Below are 16,517 nucleotides of genomic sequence, written 5' to 3'. Positions count from 1 at the left end.
GGGGTGGGACGCACAGCGATCACCAGAGGCCGGGCAGAACCTGGCTGGAAGGGACTGTGGCCGTGCTGTGATCGTGAACGCCGTGTCGGTAAGCGCCGTAGTGCTGAATACTGCGGGCAGGACCGGTCCGGTGTGTGAGCTGGAGGGGACGGTCGCGTGAGCGAAATACCTGGGACAGCGGGCGACGTCGTGTGGCAGAGCAGCCCGCCTGGCTCGATCTATGACTACATCAGGGTCGCCTCCTTCTCGATCGGCCCCGACGGGCTGATCGAGCAGTGGAGCCGCCGGGCCGCCGGCCTCTTCGGCATTGCCGCGCACGAGGCGGTGGGCAGGGACCCGGTCGAGACCTTCATGCCCGCAGAGCTGCGCACCGGCGGTCATCGCCGGGTCGGCGAGATACTCGACGGCAAGGAGTGGACGGGCCTCGTCCCCTTCCGGATGCCGGGCGAGGACGCCGTGCACGGTCTCGCCGAGGTCTATGTCATGCCCAGTGAGACGGAGAGCGGGGAACCGGCCGCTCTCTGTATCGTCGTGGACGTCCGCGCCCTGCGGCGTATCGAGACGGACCTTGCGGCATCGCAGGCCATTTTCGGTCAATCTCCCTTCGGTTTTGTGCTGTTCGGTACGGACTTCACGGTCGTGCGCGCCAACCAGCGCTTCGCCACCGTCTTCGGCGGCCAGGCCGCCGACCACCGCGGCCGCACGGTCGACGACTATCTCGCCCGCCCCGAGGCCGAGCGGCTCACCGCCACACTCAGGCGGGTTCTGGAGACCGGGGACTCCGTCACCGATCTCCAGCTCGTCGGCACCGCACCGGGCGACTCCGAGAGCCGCCACTGGTCGATGAACCTCTACCGCGTGCACAGCGGCGCAGGCCGCCCCATCGGCATAGCCGGACTGGCCACCGACGTCACCCGCCGGCACATCGCCGCCCGCGAGGCCGCCAGCGCCCGCCGCAACCTTGCCCTGCTCAACGAGGCCGGCGCCCGTATCGGCAACTCCCTGGACCTGGAGACCACCGCCCGCGAACTCCTCGGCGTCGCTGTACCCGGCTTCTGTGACCTCGCCTCGGTCGACCTCTACCAGGGGCTGCTCACCGGTGACGAGGCACCGCCCGGCAGTTGGGGCTCGCTCCACCACGAGTCCGTCGGCGGATCCGCGGAACTGCGCCGTGTCGCCTTCGCCAGCGCCGTGTCGGATTTCCTGCCGGGCACTGCCTCGGACAGCGCCTCGACCGGCGGTGCCACCGACCCGCCCGCCCTGGGCGCCGTCCACCGCTACTCCTTCAACTCCCCCTGTTCCATGGCCCTGCGGACCGGGCACATCGAGGTCGTCCCCGGCGACGACTGCGGCTTCGTCCAGTCCACCCTTGCCGTTCCGATGGTCGCCCATGACACCGTCGTCGGCCTCGTCCAGTTCTCCCGCACCAAGGGCAGCGAACCCTTCGGCGAACGCGACCGGGCCCTCGCCACCGAACTTGCCGCCCGCGCCGCCGTCTGTATCGACAACGCCCGCCTCTACCGGCGCGAGCACGAACGCGCGCTCATCCTCCAGCGCAGCCTGCTGCCACCGGGCGATCCCGAGGCCGCCGGTCTCGACATCGCCTGCCGTTATCTCCCCGGCAACACCGCGACCGAGGTCGGCGGCGACTGGTTCGACGTGATCGAACTCCCCGGACACCGCACCGCCCTGGTGGTCGGCGACGTCATGGGCCGTGGACTGCGAGCCGCCGTCGCCATGGGCGAACTGCGCACCGCAGTAAGGACCCTGGCCCTCCTCGACCTGGAACCCGCCGAGGTGCTCTCCGCCCTCGACGAGGTCGCCCGCGGTCTGGGCACCCCCGGTGTCAGCACTTCCTCCGACGGCCCCGGCGGCGCCCAGTGGCCCTCACGGGCGTCCCACAAGGCCCGGGACGCAGATCTCTCCGAGGTCTACCTGGCAACCTGTGTCTACGCCGTCTATGACCCGGTCACCCGGCGGTGCACCTTCGCCAACGCCGGACACCTCCCCCCTGTTGTGGTCGAGCCGGGCGAACCTGCCCTGCTGCTCGACGTCCCGCCCGGGATGCCGCTCGGCGTCGGCGGCGAACCCTTCGAGGAAGTCGAGGTCGAACTGAAGGAGGGCGCCCTCCTCGCCCTCTACACCGATGGTCTCGTCGAGTCCCGCGACCACCCGCTCGACGAAGGACTGCAGGCACTGCGCAACGCTCTCATCGAACCCGAGCTCCCGCTCGAGGACGTCTGCGACCACGTACTGACCACCCTCGACACCCGGCACGGTGAGGACGACATCGCCTTGCTGATGGCCCGCATCCAGGGGCTGCCGGTCGACGCGGTCGGCGACTGGCGGCTGCCGCGCGAACCCCGCTCCGTCGCCCGCGCCCGCGAACTGGCGCGTCGACAACTGCTCGCCTGGGAACTCGATGACCTGGTGGACACCACGGAACTGCTCGTCAGTGAGCTGGTCACCAACGCTCTGCGCTACGGCGAGGGAGAGATCCGGCTCAGGCTGCTGCGCGACCGTACGCTCGTGTGCGAGGTATGGGACGCAGGCCTCGTCCAGCCGCGGCGACGCCGAGCACGCGACACGGACGAGGGCGGGCGCGGGCTGCAGCTGGTCGGACTGCTGAGTGCGGCCTGGGGTTCGAGGCGGACTCCGCGCGGCAAGACCGTCTGGTTCGAACTGCCGCTGCCCGACGGGGAACCGGCCGCAGAGCGCACGGTCGAGCAGCTGCTGAGCAGATTCTGAACGTGGGACCGGGACGTGGGGTCCCGCACCGGCAGCCTCGAGAAGATATTCCCGAGGTTCGGCGAGACGGGCACCACCGAGGCGATCGTCAAGCTGCTCGGCTGACCGGCATCAGGGAGCCTCCCGCCGACGGATCCTGTTCCCCAGCCACACCAGTGGGTCGTACTTGCGGTCCACCGCCCGCTCCTTCAGCGGGATCAGCGCGTTGTCCGTGATCTTGATGTGCTCGGGGCAGACCTCCGTACAGCATTTCGTGATGTTGCAGTAGCCCAGCCCGTGCTCCTCCTGCGCCGTCGCCTTCCGGTCGAGTCCCGACTCGGCGGCGGCGTCCAAGGGGTGCATGTCCAGCTCGGCGATCCGCATCAGGAAGCGCGGTCCGGCGAACGCGGCCTTGTTCTCCTCGTGGTCGCGGACCACATGGCAGGTGTCCTGGCAGAGAAAGCACTCGATGCATTTGCGGAACTCCTGCGAACGCTCCACATCGACCTGCTGCATCCGGTAGTCGCCCGCCTTCACCCCTTCCGGCGGTACGAAGGCGGGCACTTCCCGTGCCTTGGTGTAGTTGAAGGTCACGTCCGTCACCAGATCGCGGACGACGGGGAAGGCCCGCAGCGGGGTGACGGTGATCGTCTCCTCCCGGCCGAACACCGACATGCGGGTCATGCACATCAGCCGTGGCCTGCCGTTGATCTCCGCACTGCACGAACCGCACTTGCCCGCCTTGCAGTTCCAGCGCACGGCGAGATCGCCCGCCTGGGTGGACTGGATCCGGTGGATGATGTCGAGGACGACCTCGCCGTCGTTCACCTCGACCGAGAAGTCCTGCAGGTCGCCGCCGTCGGTGTCGCCGCGCCAGACCCTGAACCGGGCTTCGTAGCTGCTCACTCGTACGGCTCCTCTTCGGCGAGGTACTTGACCAGCTCCTCCTTCTCGAAGAGGGAGAGCAGGTCCGGTCGGATGGGTTCGGTCGTCTTCCGTACGAGTTCGATCCGGCCGCCCAGCGGCAAGGCGCCGTCGTCGGTCGGCCGGCAGAGCAGATTGACCGGCCGCCAGGAGCGCTCCATCGTCGGACAGTCCTCACGGGTGTGACCGCCGCGGCTCTCCGTGCGTTCCAGCGCGGCCCGGGCGATGCACTCGCTGACCAGCAGCATGTTCCGCAGGTCCAGGGCGAGGTGCCAGCCCGGGTTGAACTGGCGGTGGCCCTCGACCCCGGCGCGGCGCGCCCGTATCCGCAGCTTGGCGAGGTTCTCCAGCGCCTGTTCCATCTCGGGTGCCCGCCGGATGATGCCGACCAGGTCGTTCATCGTCTGCTGGAGTTCCTGGTGGAGGGTGTACGGATTCTCCGCGGGCCCCCCGGCGGCGTCAGGCTCCCCGGCGCTGAACGGACGCAGTGCCTCCGCCGCCGCCGCGTCGATCTGTGCCTCGTCCACCCCCGGCTGGTCACCGATCCCGCTCGCGTACTCGGCGGCGTGCAGCCCGGCGCGTCGGCCGAAGACCAGCAGGTCGGAGAGGGAGTTCCCGCCGAGCCGGTTGGAGCCGTGCATGCCGCCCGCGACCTCGCCCGCCGCGAACAGACCGGGCACGGCGACGGTCGCCGCGGTGTCCGAGTCGACGGCGATCCCGCCCATGACGTAGTGGCAGGTCGGGCCGACCTCCATCGCCTCCGCCGTGATGTCGACATCCGCCAGTTCCTTGAACTGGTGGTACATCGAGGGCAGCCGCCGCCTGATCGTCTCGGCCGGCATCCGGGTGGACACGTCCAGGAAGACGCCACCGTGCGGTGAGCCGCGGCCTGCCTTCACCTCGGAGTTGATGGCGCGGGCGACCTCGTCGCGCGGCAGCAGTTCGGGCGGGCGGCGGTTGTGGTCCGGGTCCTCGTACCAGCGGTCGCCCTCGTCCTCCGACCGCGCGTACTTCTCCTTGAACACATCGGGGACGTAGTCGAACATGAACCGCTTGCCCTCGGAGTTGCGCAGCACCCCGCCGTCGCCGCGCACCGACTCGGTGACGAGGATCCCCTTCACCGACGGGGGCCAGACCATGCCGGTCGGATGGAACTGTACGAACTCCATGTTCAGCAGGGGCGCGCCCGCCAGCAGCGCGAGGGCGTGTCCGTCGCCGGTGTACTCCCAGGAGTTCGATGTGACCTTGAAGGACTTGCCGATGCCGCCGGTGGCGAGGACGACCGCGGGCGCCTCGAGGACGAAGAAGCGGCCGGACTCACGCTCGTAGCAGAAGGTTCCGCTGACGCGCTCGCCATCCTTGAGTACCCGCGTGACGGTGCACTCCTGGAAGACCTTCAACCGGGCTTCGTAGTCGCCGTGCTCGCGGTGGTCCTCCTGTTGCAGCGAGACGATCTTCTGCTGGAGGGTGCGGATCAGTTCGAGGCCGGTACGGTCCCCGACGTGGGCGAGCCGCGGGTACTCATGGCCGCCGAAGTTGCGCTGGGAGATCCTTCCGTCCGGCGTACGGTCGAAGAGCGCCCCCCAGGTCTCCAGCTCCCAGACCCGGTCCGGCGCCTCCTTGGCGTGCAGCTCCGCCATCCGCCACTGGTTGAGGAACTTCCCGCCGCGCATGGTGTCGCGGAAGTGCACCTGCCAGTTGTCCCCGGAGTTCACATTGCCCATGGAGGCGGCAATTCCGCCCTCCGCCATGACCGTGTGTGCCTTGCCGAAGAGCGATTTGCAGATGACCGCGGTACGGGCCCCGCGCTCCCGCGCCTCGATGGCGGCGCGCAGCCCGGCGCCACCGGCACCGACCACGACGACGTCCCACTTCTGCCGTTCGAGCTCAGTCATTCAGAAAAACCTCGGATCGTCGAAGGCGCCGGAGGCGACGAGATACACGTAGAAGTCGGCGAGCGCCACGCTGATCAGGGAGGCCCAGGCGAGGAGCATGTGCCGGGCGTTCAGCCGGCCCGCCCAGCCCCACAGCCGGTAGCGCACGGGGTGCTTGGAGAAGTGCCGCAGCCGGCCGCCGATGATGTGCCGGCAGGAGTGGCAGGACAGGGTGTATGCCCAGATCAGCGTGATGTTGATCAGGAAGATCAGGGAGCCGAGGCCCATGTGGCCCCAGGCGTAGTGCTCGTCGCGGAAGGACAGCACGGTGTCGTACGTGAGGATTCCGGCGACCGGCATCGCGGCGTAGAAGAAGTACCGGTGGATGTTCTGCATGATCAGCGGGAATCGGGTCTCGCCGGTGTACGTCGTGTGCGGCTCGGCGACCGCGCAGGCCGGGGGTGAGGCCCAGAAGCCCCGGTAGTAGGCCTTGCGGTAGTAGTAGCAGGTCAGCCGGAAGCCGAGCGGGAAGACCAGGATCAGCAGGGCGGGGGAGAGGCCCCACCAGCTGCCGAGGATTTCCCAGTTCGGACCGTGCCGCATGGGGGCGCAGTTCTCCGCCAGACAGGGCGAGTAGAACGGCGACACATAGGGGGCGGCGTAGTAGCCGGCGTTCGAGAAGGCCCGCCAGGTCGAGTAGACGATGAAGGCGAGGAGCCCGCCCGCGGTGACCGCGGGCGCCAGCCACCAGCGGTCGGTCCGCAGATGGCGGGCGGCGATGGCGGCGCGCGAGGCGTTGTGCACGCCGGACGGCCGGGTGGTACGTGCGCTGTGGCGCGCGGGGGCCTTGCGCCGAGATGGTTCCGTACCTGGTTCTGTGCCGGTGGCCAAGGAACCCTCCTGGAGCGTGTTTCGAAAGGAGCGTCGTCCGCCCGTAGGGCGGGCCTGGCGGCGTCTGGTGCGTGCGATCGCAAGGCGGAGGCTCGGTACGGGGCGAGCCCGACAATGCGGCGAGTGTGCGGGCCAGGCGTCGCCTGGCAGGCGGGACTTTCGAAACACGCCTAGGGGGCGTGCCTGCCGCGGACGCCCAGACCCTCGTCGTCCGAGTCCGTCCACAGGGTGGCGTCGTACGGCGCCTCGGTGATCGTGATGACGCCGTCGACGGGGTGGGTGCCGGCGGCGGGTCCGGGTGGCTGCGGACCGGTGTCGGCCGCGCGCAGCTGCGCAAGGCTCCGCTCCAGCCGTCCGACGGTGCGGACCAGGTCGTCGAGACAGTGCTGAACAGCAGTCAACTCGTCCTGCAGTGACATGACTTGCTCTCACCTCCGCGGTAGCGGGCGGCAATGTTCATGCGCATGCGAGTGTCGCGCGTCACATCCCCTTTGGGAAGGGAGCGGGCCGACCCGTTTTCGACCGGTGCTCCGCCGCACAGGTGAGGTTCGCGGGCCGTGCGCCGTGTCTGCGCCGTCTCGCGCGCGTGGGCACCTTCATTGGATGAGCGGAACCAGTGTGATCAACAGCCAATGTCACCAAATACGCATCATCTGGTCCATTCGAGTACGGGTGGGCCGGGCCGGCCCCGGAGGTATCAGCCATGTCCCACGTCGGCGTCCCGCGCGAGATGGTCCGAAAGCGCCGCCCGCTCGCGCTCCTTGTCGCGGGTGTGCTCACGATCCCCGCACTCGCCGGGTGCGGCAGCTCGGACGAGGAGGCCACCGCCGCCGTCGCCGTTCCGCAGGACGTGGCCCCCGCGGGCCGGGGCCAGGTCGCCGAGGGCGGCACGGTCAACTGGGCGATCGACGCGATGCCCGCGACCTTCAACGCCTTCCAGGCGGACGCCGACGCCACCACTACACGCGTCACCGGGGCACTGCTGCCGACGCTCTTCCCGCTCGACGCCAAGGGCACCCCGCAGATGAACCAGGCCTATCTGAAATCCGCAGAGGTTGTCGAGCGCGAGCCCAAGCAGGTCGTGCTCTACCGGCTCAACCAGCAGGCGGTCTGGAGCGACGGCCGGGAGATCGGAGCCCCCGACTTCGTCGCCCAGTGGCGGGCGCTGAGCGGCAAGGACTCGGCGTTCTGGACCGCCCGCAACGCCGGCTACGAGCGGATCGAACGGATCGAGCGCGGCGCCAACGACCAGGAGGTCCGGGTCACCTTCGCCAAGCCGTACGCGGACTGGCGCTCCCTCTTCTCCCCGCTGTACCCCAAGGAGGTGACCGGCACCCCGAGCGCCTTCAACGACGGAGCGCGGACCACGCTGAGGGCCACCTCCGGACCCTTCCGGCTGCGCAGCGTGGACCAGGGGAAGGGCGCCGTCACCCTGATCCGCGACCCGCGCTGGTGGGGTGGCCAGGCGAAGCTCGACTCGATCGTCTTCCGTGCGGTCAAGCCGCAGGACCGCACCGCGGCACTGGTCGAGGGCAAGGTCGATGTCGCCGCTGTCGACGCGGCCGCAGCGCACCGGATCGTGGCCGCGGGACGGGACAAGGGAGGCAACGGGCAACCGCTCACCCACGGCCCCGGCGGGGAGACCGGCCCGGCCGCGGCGATGCGCTCCTGGGCCGTGGCGCACGGCTCGGACGAGAAAGCGGCGGCGGTCGCCCAGGCGGCCAGGGAGAAGGCCAGGGCAGCCGCCGAGGTGTACGCCTCCGAGCAGGACGGGCTGCGCGCCTACGTTCTCCGCAAGTCGCTGGAGCCCGCCTACACCCAGCTCGCGCTGAACGGCGAGTCCGGGCCACTGGCCGACAACCGGGTGCGCCGCGCGGTCGCCCGGGCCCTGAACCGCCAGGAACTCGCCGACGCCGTACTGAGTCCACTCGGCCTGCCCGCTGTCCCGCTCGGGAGCCACCTGGCAGTGGCCGGACAGCGTGGCTACCACGACGGCAGTGGGGCGCTCGGCGACCAGGACGCCGGGGCGGCGCAGGCGCTACTGGCGGACGCCGGCTGGACCCGGGGCGGCGGGGCGAAGAAGCCCGGCGGCACGAAGGCGGGCAGCGAGGGCGAGAAGACCAAGGGCAAGGCGGCTGAGGAGAAGACGGACAAGTCCACGAAGGAAGAGACGGACAAGGCCACGAAGGAAGAGACGGACAAGGCCACGAAGGAAGGGAAGGCCGCGAAGACCGACGGCGACAACAAGCCGGGTGACGGCGAAGGATTCAGCCGCGTCCTCGCCCCCGCTCCGGCCGCCGCCGTCCAGAGCGCCGCGCTGCTGCGTCAGGCCGGAACCTTCTCGGACGCGTACGCCGGCGCCCGTACCGTCACCGATACCCGCCCTGCCGAGGGCACCCGGGAGAAGGTCACCGCCCAGGAGCGCGGGCCGGGCGGCGCCGTCGGCGCCTACGCCCCCGCAGGGACTGCGGCGCCGGCGGCCCCGGCCAAGGCCGCCGACTCCGTCCGTGGCCCCCTCAGCAAGGGCGGTAAGTTGCTGACCTTGCGTTTCGTTCTGCCGTCCGGACCCGGCTCGGAGTCGTTGCGGACCGTGGGGGAAAAGATTTCGGCCATGCTCGATGCGGTCGGCATCCGCACCGAGATCATCAAGGTCTCGGACGCCAGCTACTTCAAGGACCATGTCGCCTCGGGCGACTACGACCTGGCGCTGTACTCCTGGCCCGCCACCGCCTACCCGGCCACCGACGACCGGCCGATCTTCGCCAAGCCGGTCCCTGCCACCGACGGTTCGCTGCTCGTCGAGCAGAACTACACCCGCGTCGGTACGGACCACATCGACCAGCTCTTCGACCAGGCGGTCTCCGAACTCGACGAGGGGGCTGCCGAGGACCTGATGAAGCAGGCGGACGCCCGGATCTGGGCGGCCGCAGGATCGATTCCGCTGTATCAGCGCCCACAGCTTGTGGCCACTGGCAAGAAGCTTGCGAATGTCGGAGCCTTCGGCTTCGGATTCCCGCACTACCAGGACATCGGTTTCAAGAAGCCGCAAGCGGCAGGATCTCCCGCGAATCGTAAGAAGTAGCAGGTCAGGGCCGCAGTGGAAGCTCAGAAGTGACTCAGTTCCCTTGCCCGCCGAGGTGCTCGGCGGGCAAGGTCGTGGCTACCTGTTGACCCGGGCAGCCAATGCGCGGACCACCCGCACTGTGCATCGCCTCTCCCCACCGAAGCCGCTCAACTGCCGCGTCGAGACGCCCCCGGCCGGGGAGGCCGTGTCTTCCGGTGAAATTCACCGGAAGACACGACGACGAGGACAGAAACACGAAGCGCGAGGGCGATGGCTGCCATCGCGCCGAAGGGCGGGGAGACGGCTCCGGTCCGGGAGGCGGCGGACAGGGGCCCCGGCCGCGCGGCCGGAGGGCCGGTATGTGGCGTACAGCACCCTCCGGCTGGTCGAGGCCGTTTTCCGCTCCTCCGCAGCGGGGGAGCGAAGGGCGAGCAGACCGTCGGACATGTGGCGAACTGAACTGTTTCGGGTGCCTGAGCAGTCGGCTGTGACGAGGAGTTCGGCAAGAACGGCCCGGCCGCAGCCTGCGCAGCCGGCGGCGTCGGTCGCCGTCTGTGAGCGGCCGGTAACCCTTGCCCAGGAAGCCGCTACGGCGCCAGCCCCGTACCATGGGGGGTAGCCGTGGCGTGTCCGCCCGGCGGGCGTACGAGGACTTGAGACCGACTAAGACGCCTGATCCCACGATCCGAGAGAAGCGCAAGCCACCCATGCCCACGCGCCACGACATCCGTAACGTAGCCATCGTCGCCCACGTCGACCACGGCAAGACCACGCTGGTCGACGCCATGCTCAAGCAGGCCGGCGCCTTCGCCGCGCACGCCGCCGAGCACCTCGACGACCGCATGATGGACTCGAACGACCTGGAGCGTGAGAAGGGCATCACGATCCTCGCCAAGAACACGGCGGTGAAGTATCACCCCAAGGACGGCGGGGAACCGATCACGATCAACATCATCGACACCCCCGGCCACGCCGACTTCGGCGGCGAGGTCGAGCGCGGTCTCTCGATGGTGGACGCGGTCGTGCTGCTCGTCGATGCCTCCGAGGGCCCGCTCCCGCAGACCCGCTTCGTGCTGCGCAAGGCGCTCGCCGCGAAGATGCCGGTCATTCTCTGCATCAACAAGACGGACCGTCCGGACTCGCGGATCGCCGAGGTCGTCGACGAGACGTACGACCTGTTCCTGGACCTGGACGCGGACGAGGACCAGATCGAGTTCCCGATCGTCTACGCCTGCGCCCGTGACGGCGTCGCCTCGCTGACCAAGCCGGAGGACGGCACCGTCCCGGCCGACAGCGAGAACCTGGAGCCGTTCTTCAGCACGATCCTGGCGCACGTACCGGCTCCGGAGTACGACGACGAGGCGCCGCTGCAGGCCCACGTCACCAACCTGGACGCCGACAACTTCCTCGGTCGTATCGCGCTCTGCCGCGTCGAGCAGGGCGAGCTGCGCAAGGGCCAGACCGTCACCTGGATCAAGCGCGACGGCACGATGTCCAACGTCCGCATCACCGAGCTGCTGATGACCGAGGCGCTCACCCGCAAGCCGGCCGAGAAGGCGGGCCCGGGCGACATCTGCGCCATCGCCGGTATCCCGGACATCATGATCGGCGAGACGCTGGCCGACCCCGAGAACCCGGTCGCGCTGCCGCTGATCACGGTCGACGAGCCGGCCATCTCGATGACCATCGGTACGAACACCTCGCCGCTCGTCGGCAAGGGCGGCAAGGGCCACAAGGTCACCGCCCGCCAGGTGAAGGACCGCCTCGACCGCGAGCTGATCGGTAACGTGTCGCTCCGCGTCCTGGACACCGAGCGCCCCGACGCCTGGGAGGTCCAGGGCCGCGGCGAGCTCGCGCTGGCCATCCTCGTCGAGCAGATGCGCCGTGAGGGCTTCGAGCTCACGGTCGGCAAGCCGGAGGTCGTCACCAAGCAGGTCGACGGCAAGACGCATGAGCCGATCGAGCGCATGACGATCGACTCCCCCGAGGAGCACCTCGGTGCGATCACGCAGCTGATGGCGACCCGCAAGGGCCGCATGGAGACGATGACGAACCACGGTTCGGGCTGGGTCCGCATGGAGTGGATCGTCCCGTCCCGCGGCCTCATCGGCTTCCGTACGGAATTCCTGACGCAGACCCGCGGTACGGGCATCGCGCACTCCATCTTCGAGGGCCACGAGCCGTGGTTCGGCGAGCTGCGCACCCGTCACAACGGCTCGCTGGTCGCCGACCGTGCGGGTTCCGTGACGCCGTTCGCGATGGTCAACCTCCAGGAGCGCGGTGTCATCTTCACCGAGGCCGGCACCGAGGTCTACGAGGGCATGATCATCGGCGAGAACTCCCGCGCCGACGACATGGACGTGAACATCACCAAGGAGAAGAAGCTCACCAACATGCGTGCCGCCTCCGCGGACACCACGGAGAACGTGGTGCCGGCCCGGAAGCTGTCGCTGGAGCAGTCCCTGGAGTTCTGCCGCGAGGACGAGTGCATCGAGGTGACCCCGGAGACCGTGCGTATCCGTAAGGTCGTCCTGGACCAGAAGGAGCGTGGCCGCGCCGCGTCGCGCGCCAAGCGCTGACCTGACGCACATCCGCCACGAGACCCGGCCCCCCGCACGCTGTGCGGGGGGCCGGGTCTTTCCTTGCCGCTTCAGCATCTGCGTGCGAGAGGGAGTGTGCCTTCTGCTCCGCGTTCCCGATCGGCATGTGTGCACCCGTTCCCCATGAGGCTCGGGAATCTCTCAAACATCGTGTGTTCCCGTGCTCTTGGGTGCCAGAATCGGCGCCACGGCGACCAGGCCGGGCACGGTGCAGCGTGCGGTCCACGCGTACTGCCCGGAGCGGTTTCGGTTTGAGCGGACCATAGTTGACGGCCCGGCGTCCGTCCCTGCGAGGGGAGGGTCCGGGCCGGTGTCCTGTGCTCCGCGAGGCCGTACTGGCACTTCCGGACGCGGTCGGTCAACTCGGTTTCGTGGCTCGATCGTCCGGTTATCGAACACCGCTCGTCGAATCGCGTATTAACAGTCCGTTTCAGGGGTGTCTGTCTGAGGTCGCTATGTCCGGATTTTGGGCCGCGCGCACGCCTGATGTTGTCAAACCGAGACCCTTTAAGTGTGGTTTACAGCCCGGCTGTACTCAATAGTTGGCTTCATTGAGCTCGGGTCAATGGGTCACGCACTGTGGGGAGTGCCGACTCACGAGCACACTCTGGGCACTGAAACGATCACCGTCAGGGGTGTCGGTGTATCGCGACAGTGCCCTTCTGTAGTCAAAAGTGGACTCATGAGGAGGAAACCCATGCGTGGTGCCAAGAGCGCCAAGTGGGTCGCGGGGGCGGCAATCATCGCCCTGGCTGCGACGGCCTGTGGTGGTAACGACGACAACAGCTCCGGCAAGGACAAGGGGGGCTCGGGCAAGGCCGGCGGTACGTTCCGTCTCGGCATCACCGAGCCCGTCGCGATCGACCCGTACAACGCCCAGGAGTCCGAGGGCATCCTGGTCACGGACAACCTCTTCTCGGGTCTGTACGAGCCCACGGCCGACGGCCAGGTCATCCCGGTGCTCGCCGAGTCGAAGCAGGTCAGCGACGACGGCAAGACCTGGACCTTCAAGATCAAGGCCGGCACCAAGTTCAGCAACGGTGAAGTGGTGGACGCCGAGTCCTTCATCCGTGGCTGGAACCGTGTCGCGCAGAAGAAGGCCGCCTCCGACGTCGCCTACCACATGGCCGGCATCGCGGGCTTCGCCGACGTGCAGTCGGGCAAGGCCGACAAGATGTCGGGCCTGAGCGCCCCGGACGCGAACACCCTCCAGGTGAAGCTCTCGGAGCCGGACTTCGAGTTCGACATCAAGACGACCCACACCGTGTTCAGCCCGGTGCCGAAGGTCGCCGGTGACGCCAAGAACGCGGCGTACAACGTGACTCCCATCGGTAACGGCCCCTTCAAGATGGAGGGCAAGTGGGAGCACAACAAGAAGATCACGCTCGTCCGTAACGACGACTACGGTCTGGCGAAGGCGAAGCTCGACAAGGTCGAGATCTCGATCCTCAACTCCCAGAACGGCTCGACTCTGGAGTACCAGGGCTTCCAGTCGGGCCAGTTCGACTGGGCGCGTATGCCCACCCCGCAGCTCGCTCCGGCCAAGGCCAAGTACGAGCCGCAGGGCGAGTGGATCGGGCAGGACACCAACGGCATGAACTACCTCCTGCCGATCACCGACAACGGACCGCTGAAGTCGGTGAAGGCTCGTCAGGCCGTGTCGTACGCGATCGACCGGGACGCCATCATCTCCGGTGTCTTCCAGGGCATGCAGACCAAGTCGACGACGATCCTGCCGCCGGTCTTCAAGGACGTCTACACCAAGGACCTCTGCGCCTCCTGCGTCAAGCAGGACAAGGTGAAGGCCAAGGCCCTGGCGAAGGAGGCCGGTCTCAAGCCCGGTACCACCATCACCCTCGGCTACAACACCGGTGCGGGCCACGAGGAGTGGATCCAGGCTGTCTCCCAGCAGCTGGAGGAGGTTCTCGGCGTCAAGGTGAAGGCGACGGGCAAGCCCTTCGCCGAGCTCCTCGCCGACCAGCAGAAGCCGAAGGCCGAGGGCGCCTACCGCTTCGCGTGGGGTGCGGACTACCCGACGCCGGACAACTTCCTGTTCCCGCTGCTGGACACCGCGTCCATCAACAAGGACGAGTCGGGCAAGGTCACCGGTGACAACCGTGGCCGTTACAGCAACAAGAAGTTCGACGACCTGCTCGCCAAGGCCCGTGCCACCAAGGATCCCGCTGCTCGCAACGTGATCTACAAGGAGGCCGAGAAGGTCGCCCTGGACGACCAGGCGCTCATCCCGCTGTGGAACCGTACGCAGCTGCGTCTCGCCAACACCAAGAAGTTCGCGGACATCAAGATGGACTTCCACGAGGACCCGAACCTCGCCGAGCTCAGCCTGAAGTAACCGGTCGCCGCTCAAGAGCGGCACCGAATTGGGGGCCGTGGTGCTGAGCATGCGCTCAGCGCCACGGCCCCTGATGCCCGTCGGGAGTGGTGCGATCCACCCCCCCCGCCCCCCAAACCCCACCCCCCCGCATCCGGGGCGAGGGCACTGCTCTGGTAGGCGCAGTGAGGTAGAGAGGTAAGTCATGGGAAGGTATGTGGTCCGTCGGCTCGGCCAGTTGGTCGTGGTCGTCCTGGGCGCGACTCTGGTGTTGTTCGCCTGTCTGTTCGTGCTTCCGGGTGACCCGGTCGGACAGATCGCGGGCAGCGACAAGGCGCGTGATCCGGCTGTGATCGAGCAGCTCCATAAGCAGTACGGCCTGGACAAGCCGTTGGTGGTGCAGTACGGCACCTATGTCGGCAAGCTCGCCACCGGCGACCTGGGCCAGGACTACACCCAGAGCCGTCCGGTCACCGAGATCCTGGGCCCGAAGCTGGTCAACACCGCGGAGCTGGCCGTCGTCGCGATCGTCTTCGATGTGATCATCGGTGTCGCGGCCGGTGTGATCGCCGCGATGCGCAGATATTCCATCTGGGACATGTCGGTCACCTTCACCACCACCCTGGCTATCGGCGTACCCTCCATCGTGCTCGGCATGATCATGCAGTGGATCTTCGTGATCCAGCTGGGATGGTTCCCGCTCATCTCCGACGGCACCGTCAATTCACTGATCCTGCCCGCGTTCACGCTGGCGATCATCGACGCCGCTCTGGTGGCGCAGATCGCCCGGAGCACCATGCTCGAAGTGATGGGTGCCGACTACGTCAAGACCGCGGTGGCCAAGGGACTTCCCCGCGCCACGGTTCTTTTCCGGCACATCCTGCGCAACTCCGTGATCCCGGTGGTCACCTACGTGGGTATCTCCTTCGGATCGCTGCTCGGCGGCGCGATCATCACCGAGACGATCTTCAACTGGGACGGCATCGGGCTGGCGCTGGTCAACGCGATCCAGCAGAACAACAACCCCATCATCGTGGGGGTCGTGACGATCAGCGTGGGGGTCTTCGTCGTGCTGAACCTGATCGTCGATCTGCTCTACGCCGCCCTTGACCCGCGTATCCGCCTCGCCTGATCCGGCCGAGTCGTCCGAAATAGGAGTTACACCATGACTGAACTCGTCACGGGCAAGGAGGGGCCGGCGGTGGCCGATCCCGGCATAGCGGCGGCGGGCGCCGAACCCGCCGTAGCGCGGGTGAGCCAGTGGGCCGACATCCGGGCCCGCTTCTTCGCCAACAAGCTCGCTGTCGTCGGTCTCGTCATCCTGGTCGTTCTGATCTTGGTCTCGATCTTCGCGCCGCTTCTGGCGCCGTTCGATCCGCTCAAGCAGGACCTCACCAACACCCTTAAGGCGCCGGGCGGAGAGCATCTGCTCGGGACCGACGCGCTCGGCCGCGACCAGCTGTCGCGTCTCATCTACGGCAGCCGGATCGCCATGATCGTCGGTATGGCGTCGATCTTCGTGGCCCTCACGATCGGCATCATCCTGGGCGCCCTGGCCGGTTACTTCGGCCGCGCCATCGACTCGGTGATCATGCGTGTCGCGGATGTCTTCTTCGCGTTCCCGCTGCTCATCGGTGCCATCGTCGTCATTCTGCTGATGGGCCGTGGAGTGCTGCCCGTCGTGCTGTCGCTGGGTATCTTCTCCTGGGCCACCTTCGCCCGCCTGCTGCGCAGCCAGATCCTCTCGGTGCGCGAGATGGACTATGTGCATGCCGCCCGGGCACTGGGCGCGAGCCGGTTCCGGATCATCCGCCAGCACATCCTGCCCAACTCGCTGACGGCCGTGCTGGTCTACGCGACCAGCAACGTCGGTATCGCCATCGTGGCCGAGGCATCGCTCTCCTACCTCGGCGTCGGCGTACCGCCCGAGGTCGCCGAGTGGGGCAACATGGTCTCGGCCGGCCGGAACTTCATGGGAGTCAAGGACTTCATGTGGACGTATCCGAGCCTCGCCATCGTCGTCACCGCGCTCGGCTTCGTTCTGCTGGGCAACGGTCTGCGCGACGCACTCGACCCGAAGCTCCGGTGAGGCACCGCGATGAGTG

At 68.0% G+C, this 16,517-nt stretch carries 10 protein-coding genes; 6 read left to right on the top strand and 4 right to left on the bottom strand.

The features are described 5' to 3' along the window. Positions 1 to 189 precede the first annotated feature (189 nt). Positions 190 to 2,748, top strand: a complete 2,559-nt coding sequence (locus tag ACIBB8_RS20725; RefSeq protein ID WP_398954152.1) for a SpoIIE family protein phosphatase — start codon at positions 190 to 192, stop codon at positions 2,746 to 2,748. A gap of 111 nt (positions 2,749 to 2,859) precedes the next feature. Here the strand turns inward: ACIBB8_RS20725 and ACIBB8_RS20720 are convergent, their stop codons facing one another. From ACIBB8_RS20720 to ACIBB8_RS20705, 4 genes are all read right to left on the bottom strand, one after another. Continuing rightward, complete coding sequence (locus tag ACIBB8_RS20720) at positions 2,860 to 3,633, bottom strand: succinate dehydrogenase/fumarate reductase iron-sulfur subunit (protein WP_398954101.1); 774 nt, start codon at positions 3,631 to 3,633, stop codon at positions 2,860 to 2,862. Next, positions 3,630 to 5,546: a fumarate reductase/succinate dehydrogenase flavoprotein subunit gene (locus ACIBB8_RS20715; RefSeq protein ID WP_398954099.1), complete on the bottom strand. Its 1,917-nt coding sequence runs from the start codon at positions 5,544 to 5,546 to the stop codon at positions 3,630 to 3,632. Before ACIBB8_RS20715 ends, ACIBB8_RS20720 begins: the two co-directional genes overlap by 4 nt. Further along, positions 5,547 to 6,416 carry a hypothetical protein gene (locus ACIBB8_RS20710; RefSeq protein WP_398954097.1) on the bottom strand — a complete coding sequence of 290 codons (870 nt, stop codon included), beginning with the start codon at positions 6,414 to 6,416 and terminating at the stop codon, positions 5,547 to 5,549. 170 nt (positions 6,417 to 6,586) lie between these two features. Next, positions 6,587 to 6,835 (bottom strand): hypothetical protein, encoded by a 249-nt coding sequence (locus ACIBB8_RS20705; protein ID WP_398954095.1) that lies wholly within the window; start codon positions 6,833 to 6,835, stop codon positions 6,587 to 6,589. Between the two features lie 284 nt (positions 6,836 to 7,119). Between ACIBB8_RS20705 and ACIBB8_RS20700 the strand changes: the two genes are divergently transcribed. The 5 genes from ACIBB8_RS20700 to ACIBB8_RS20680 all read left to right on the top strand — a co-directional run bounded on the left by ACIBB8_RS20700 (position 7,120) and on the right by ACIBB8_RS20680 (position 16,501). Further along, complete coding sequence (locus ACIBB8_RS20700) at positions 7,120 to 9,498, top strand: ABC transporter family substrate-binding protein (RefSeq protein ID WP_398954092.1); 2,379 nt, start codon at positions 7,120 to 7,122, stop codon at positions 9,496 to 9,498. Positions 9,499 to 10,187: 689 nt separating this feature from the next. Then, positions 10,188 to 12,059: a translational GTPase TypA gene (typA, locus tag ACIBB8_RS20695; protein ID WP_398954090.1), complete on the top strand. Its 1,872-nt coding sequence runs from the start codon at positions 10,188 to 10,190 to the stop codon at positions 12,057 to 12,059. A gap of 718 nt (positions 12,060 to 12,777) precedes the next feature. Beyond that, positions 12,778 to 14,433 (top strand): ABC transporter substrate-binding protein, encoded by a 1,656-nt coding sequence (locus ACIBB8_RS20690; protein ID WP_398954088.1) that lies wholly within the window; start codon positions 12,778 to 12,780, stop codon positions 14,431 to 14,433. A gap of 184 nt (positions 14,434 to 14,617) precedes the next feature. Next, a complete protein-coding gene (locus ACIBB8_RS20685) occupies positions 14,618 to 15,544 on the top strand; it encodes an ABC transporter permease (protein ID WP_393301730.1) in 927 nt (308 codons plus the stop codon). A gap of 33 nt (positions 15,545 to 15,577) precedes the next feature. Beyond that, positions 15,578 to 16,501 carry an ABC transporter permease gene (locus ACIBB8_RS20680; protein WP_398954086.1) on the top strand — a complete coding sequence of 308 codons (924 nt, stop codon included), beginning with the start codon at positions 15,578 to 15,580 and terminating at the stop codon, positions 16,499 to 16,501. Positions 16,502 to 16,517 lie beyond the last annotated feature (16 nt).

It is taken from the genome of Streptomyces sp. NPDC051286 (assembly GCF_044455345.1).
In the GTDB taxonomy this organism is placed as follows: Bacteria; Actinomycetota; Actinomycetes; order Streptomycetales; family Streptomycetaceae; genus Streptomyces.
This window is presented reverse-complemented; position numbering and strand designations above follow the sequence as displayed.

Excerpts from the sequence above, each read along its gene's own strand:
- ACIBB8_RS20715 (WP_398954099.1), bottom strand. The coding sequence starts at position 5,546 with ATGACTGAGCTCGAACGGCAGAAGTGGGACGTCGTCGTGGTCGGTGCC.
- ACIBB8_RS20705 (WP_398954095.1), bottom strand. The coding sequence starts at position 6,835 with ATGTCACTGCAGGACGAGTTGACTGCTGTTCAGCACTGTCTCGACGAC.
- ACIBB8_RS20700 (WP_398954092.1), top strand. The coding sequence starts at position 7,120 with ATGTCCCACGTCGGCGTCCCGCGCGAGATGGTCCGAAAGCGCCGCCCG.
- typA (WP_398954090.1), top strand. The coding sequence starts at position 10,188 with ATGCCCACGCGCCACGACATCCGTAACGTAGCCATCGTCGCCCACGTC.
- ACIBB8_RS20690 (WP_398954088.1), top strand. The coding sequence starts at position 12,778 with ATGCGTGGTGCCAAGAGCGCCAAGTGGGTCGCGGGGGCGGCAATCATC.
- ACIBB8_RS20685 (WP_393301730.1), top strand. The coding sequence starts at position 14,618 with ATGGGAAGGTATGTGGTCCGTCGGCTCGGCCAGTTGGTCGTGGTCGTC.
- ACIBB8_RS20680 (WP_398954086.1), top strand. The coding sequence starts at position 15,578 with ATGACTGAACTCGTCACGGGCAAGGAGGGGCCGGCGGTGGCCGATCCC.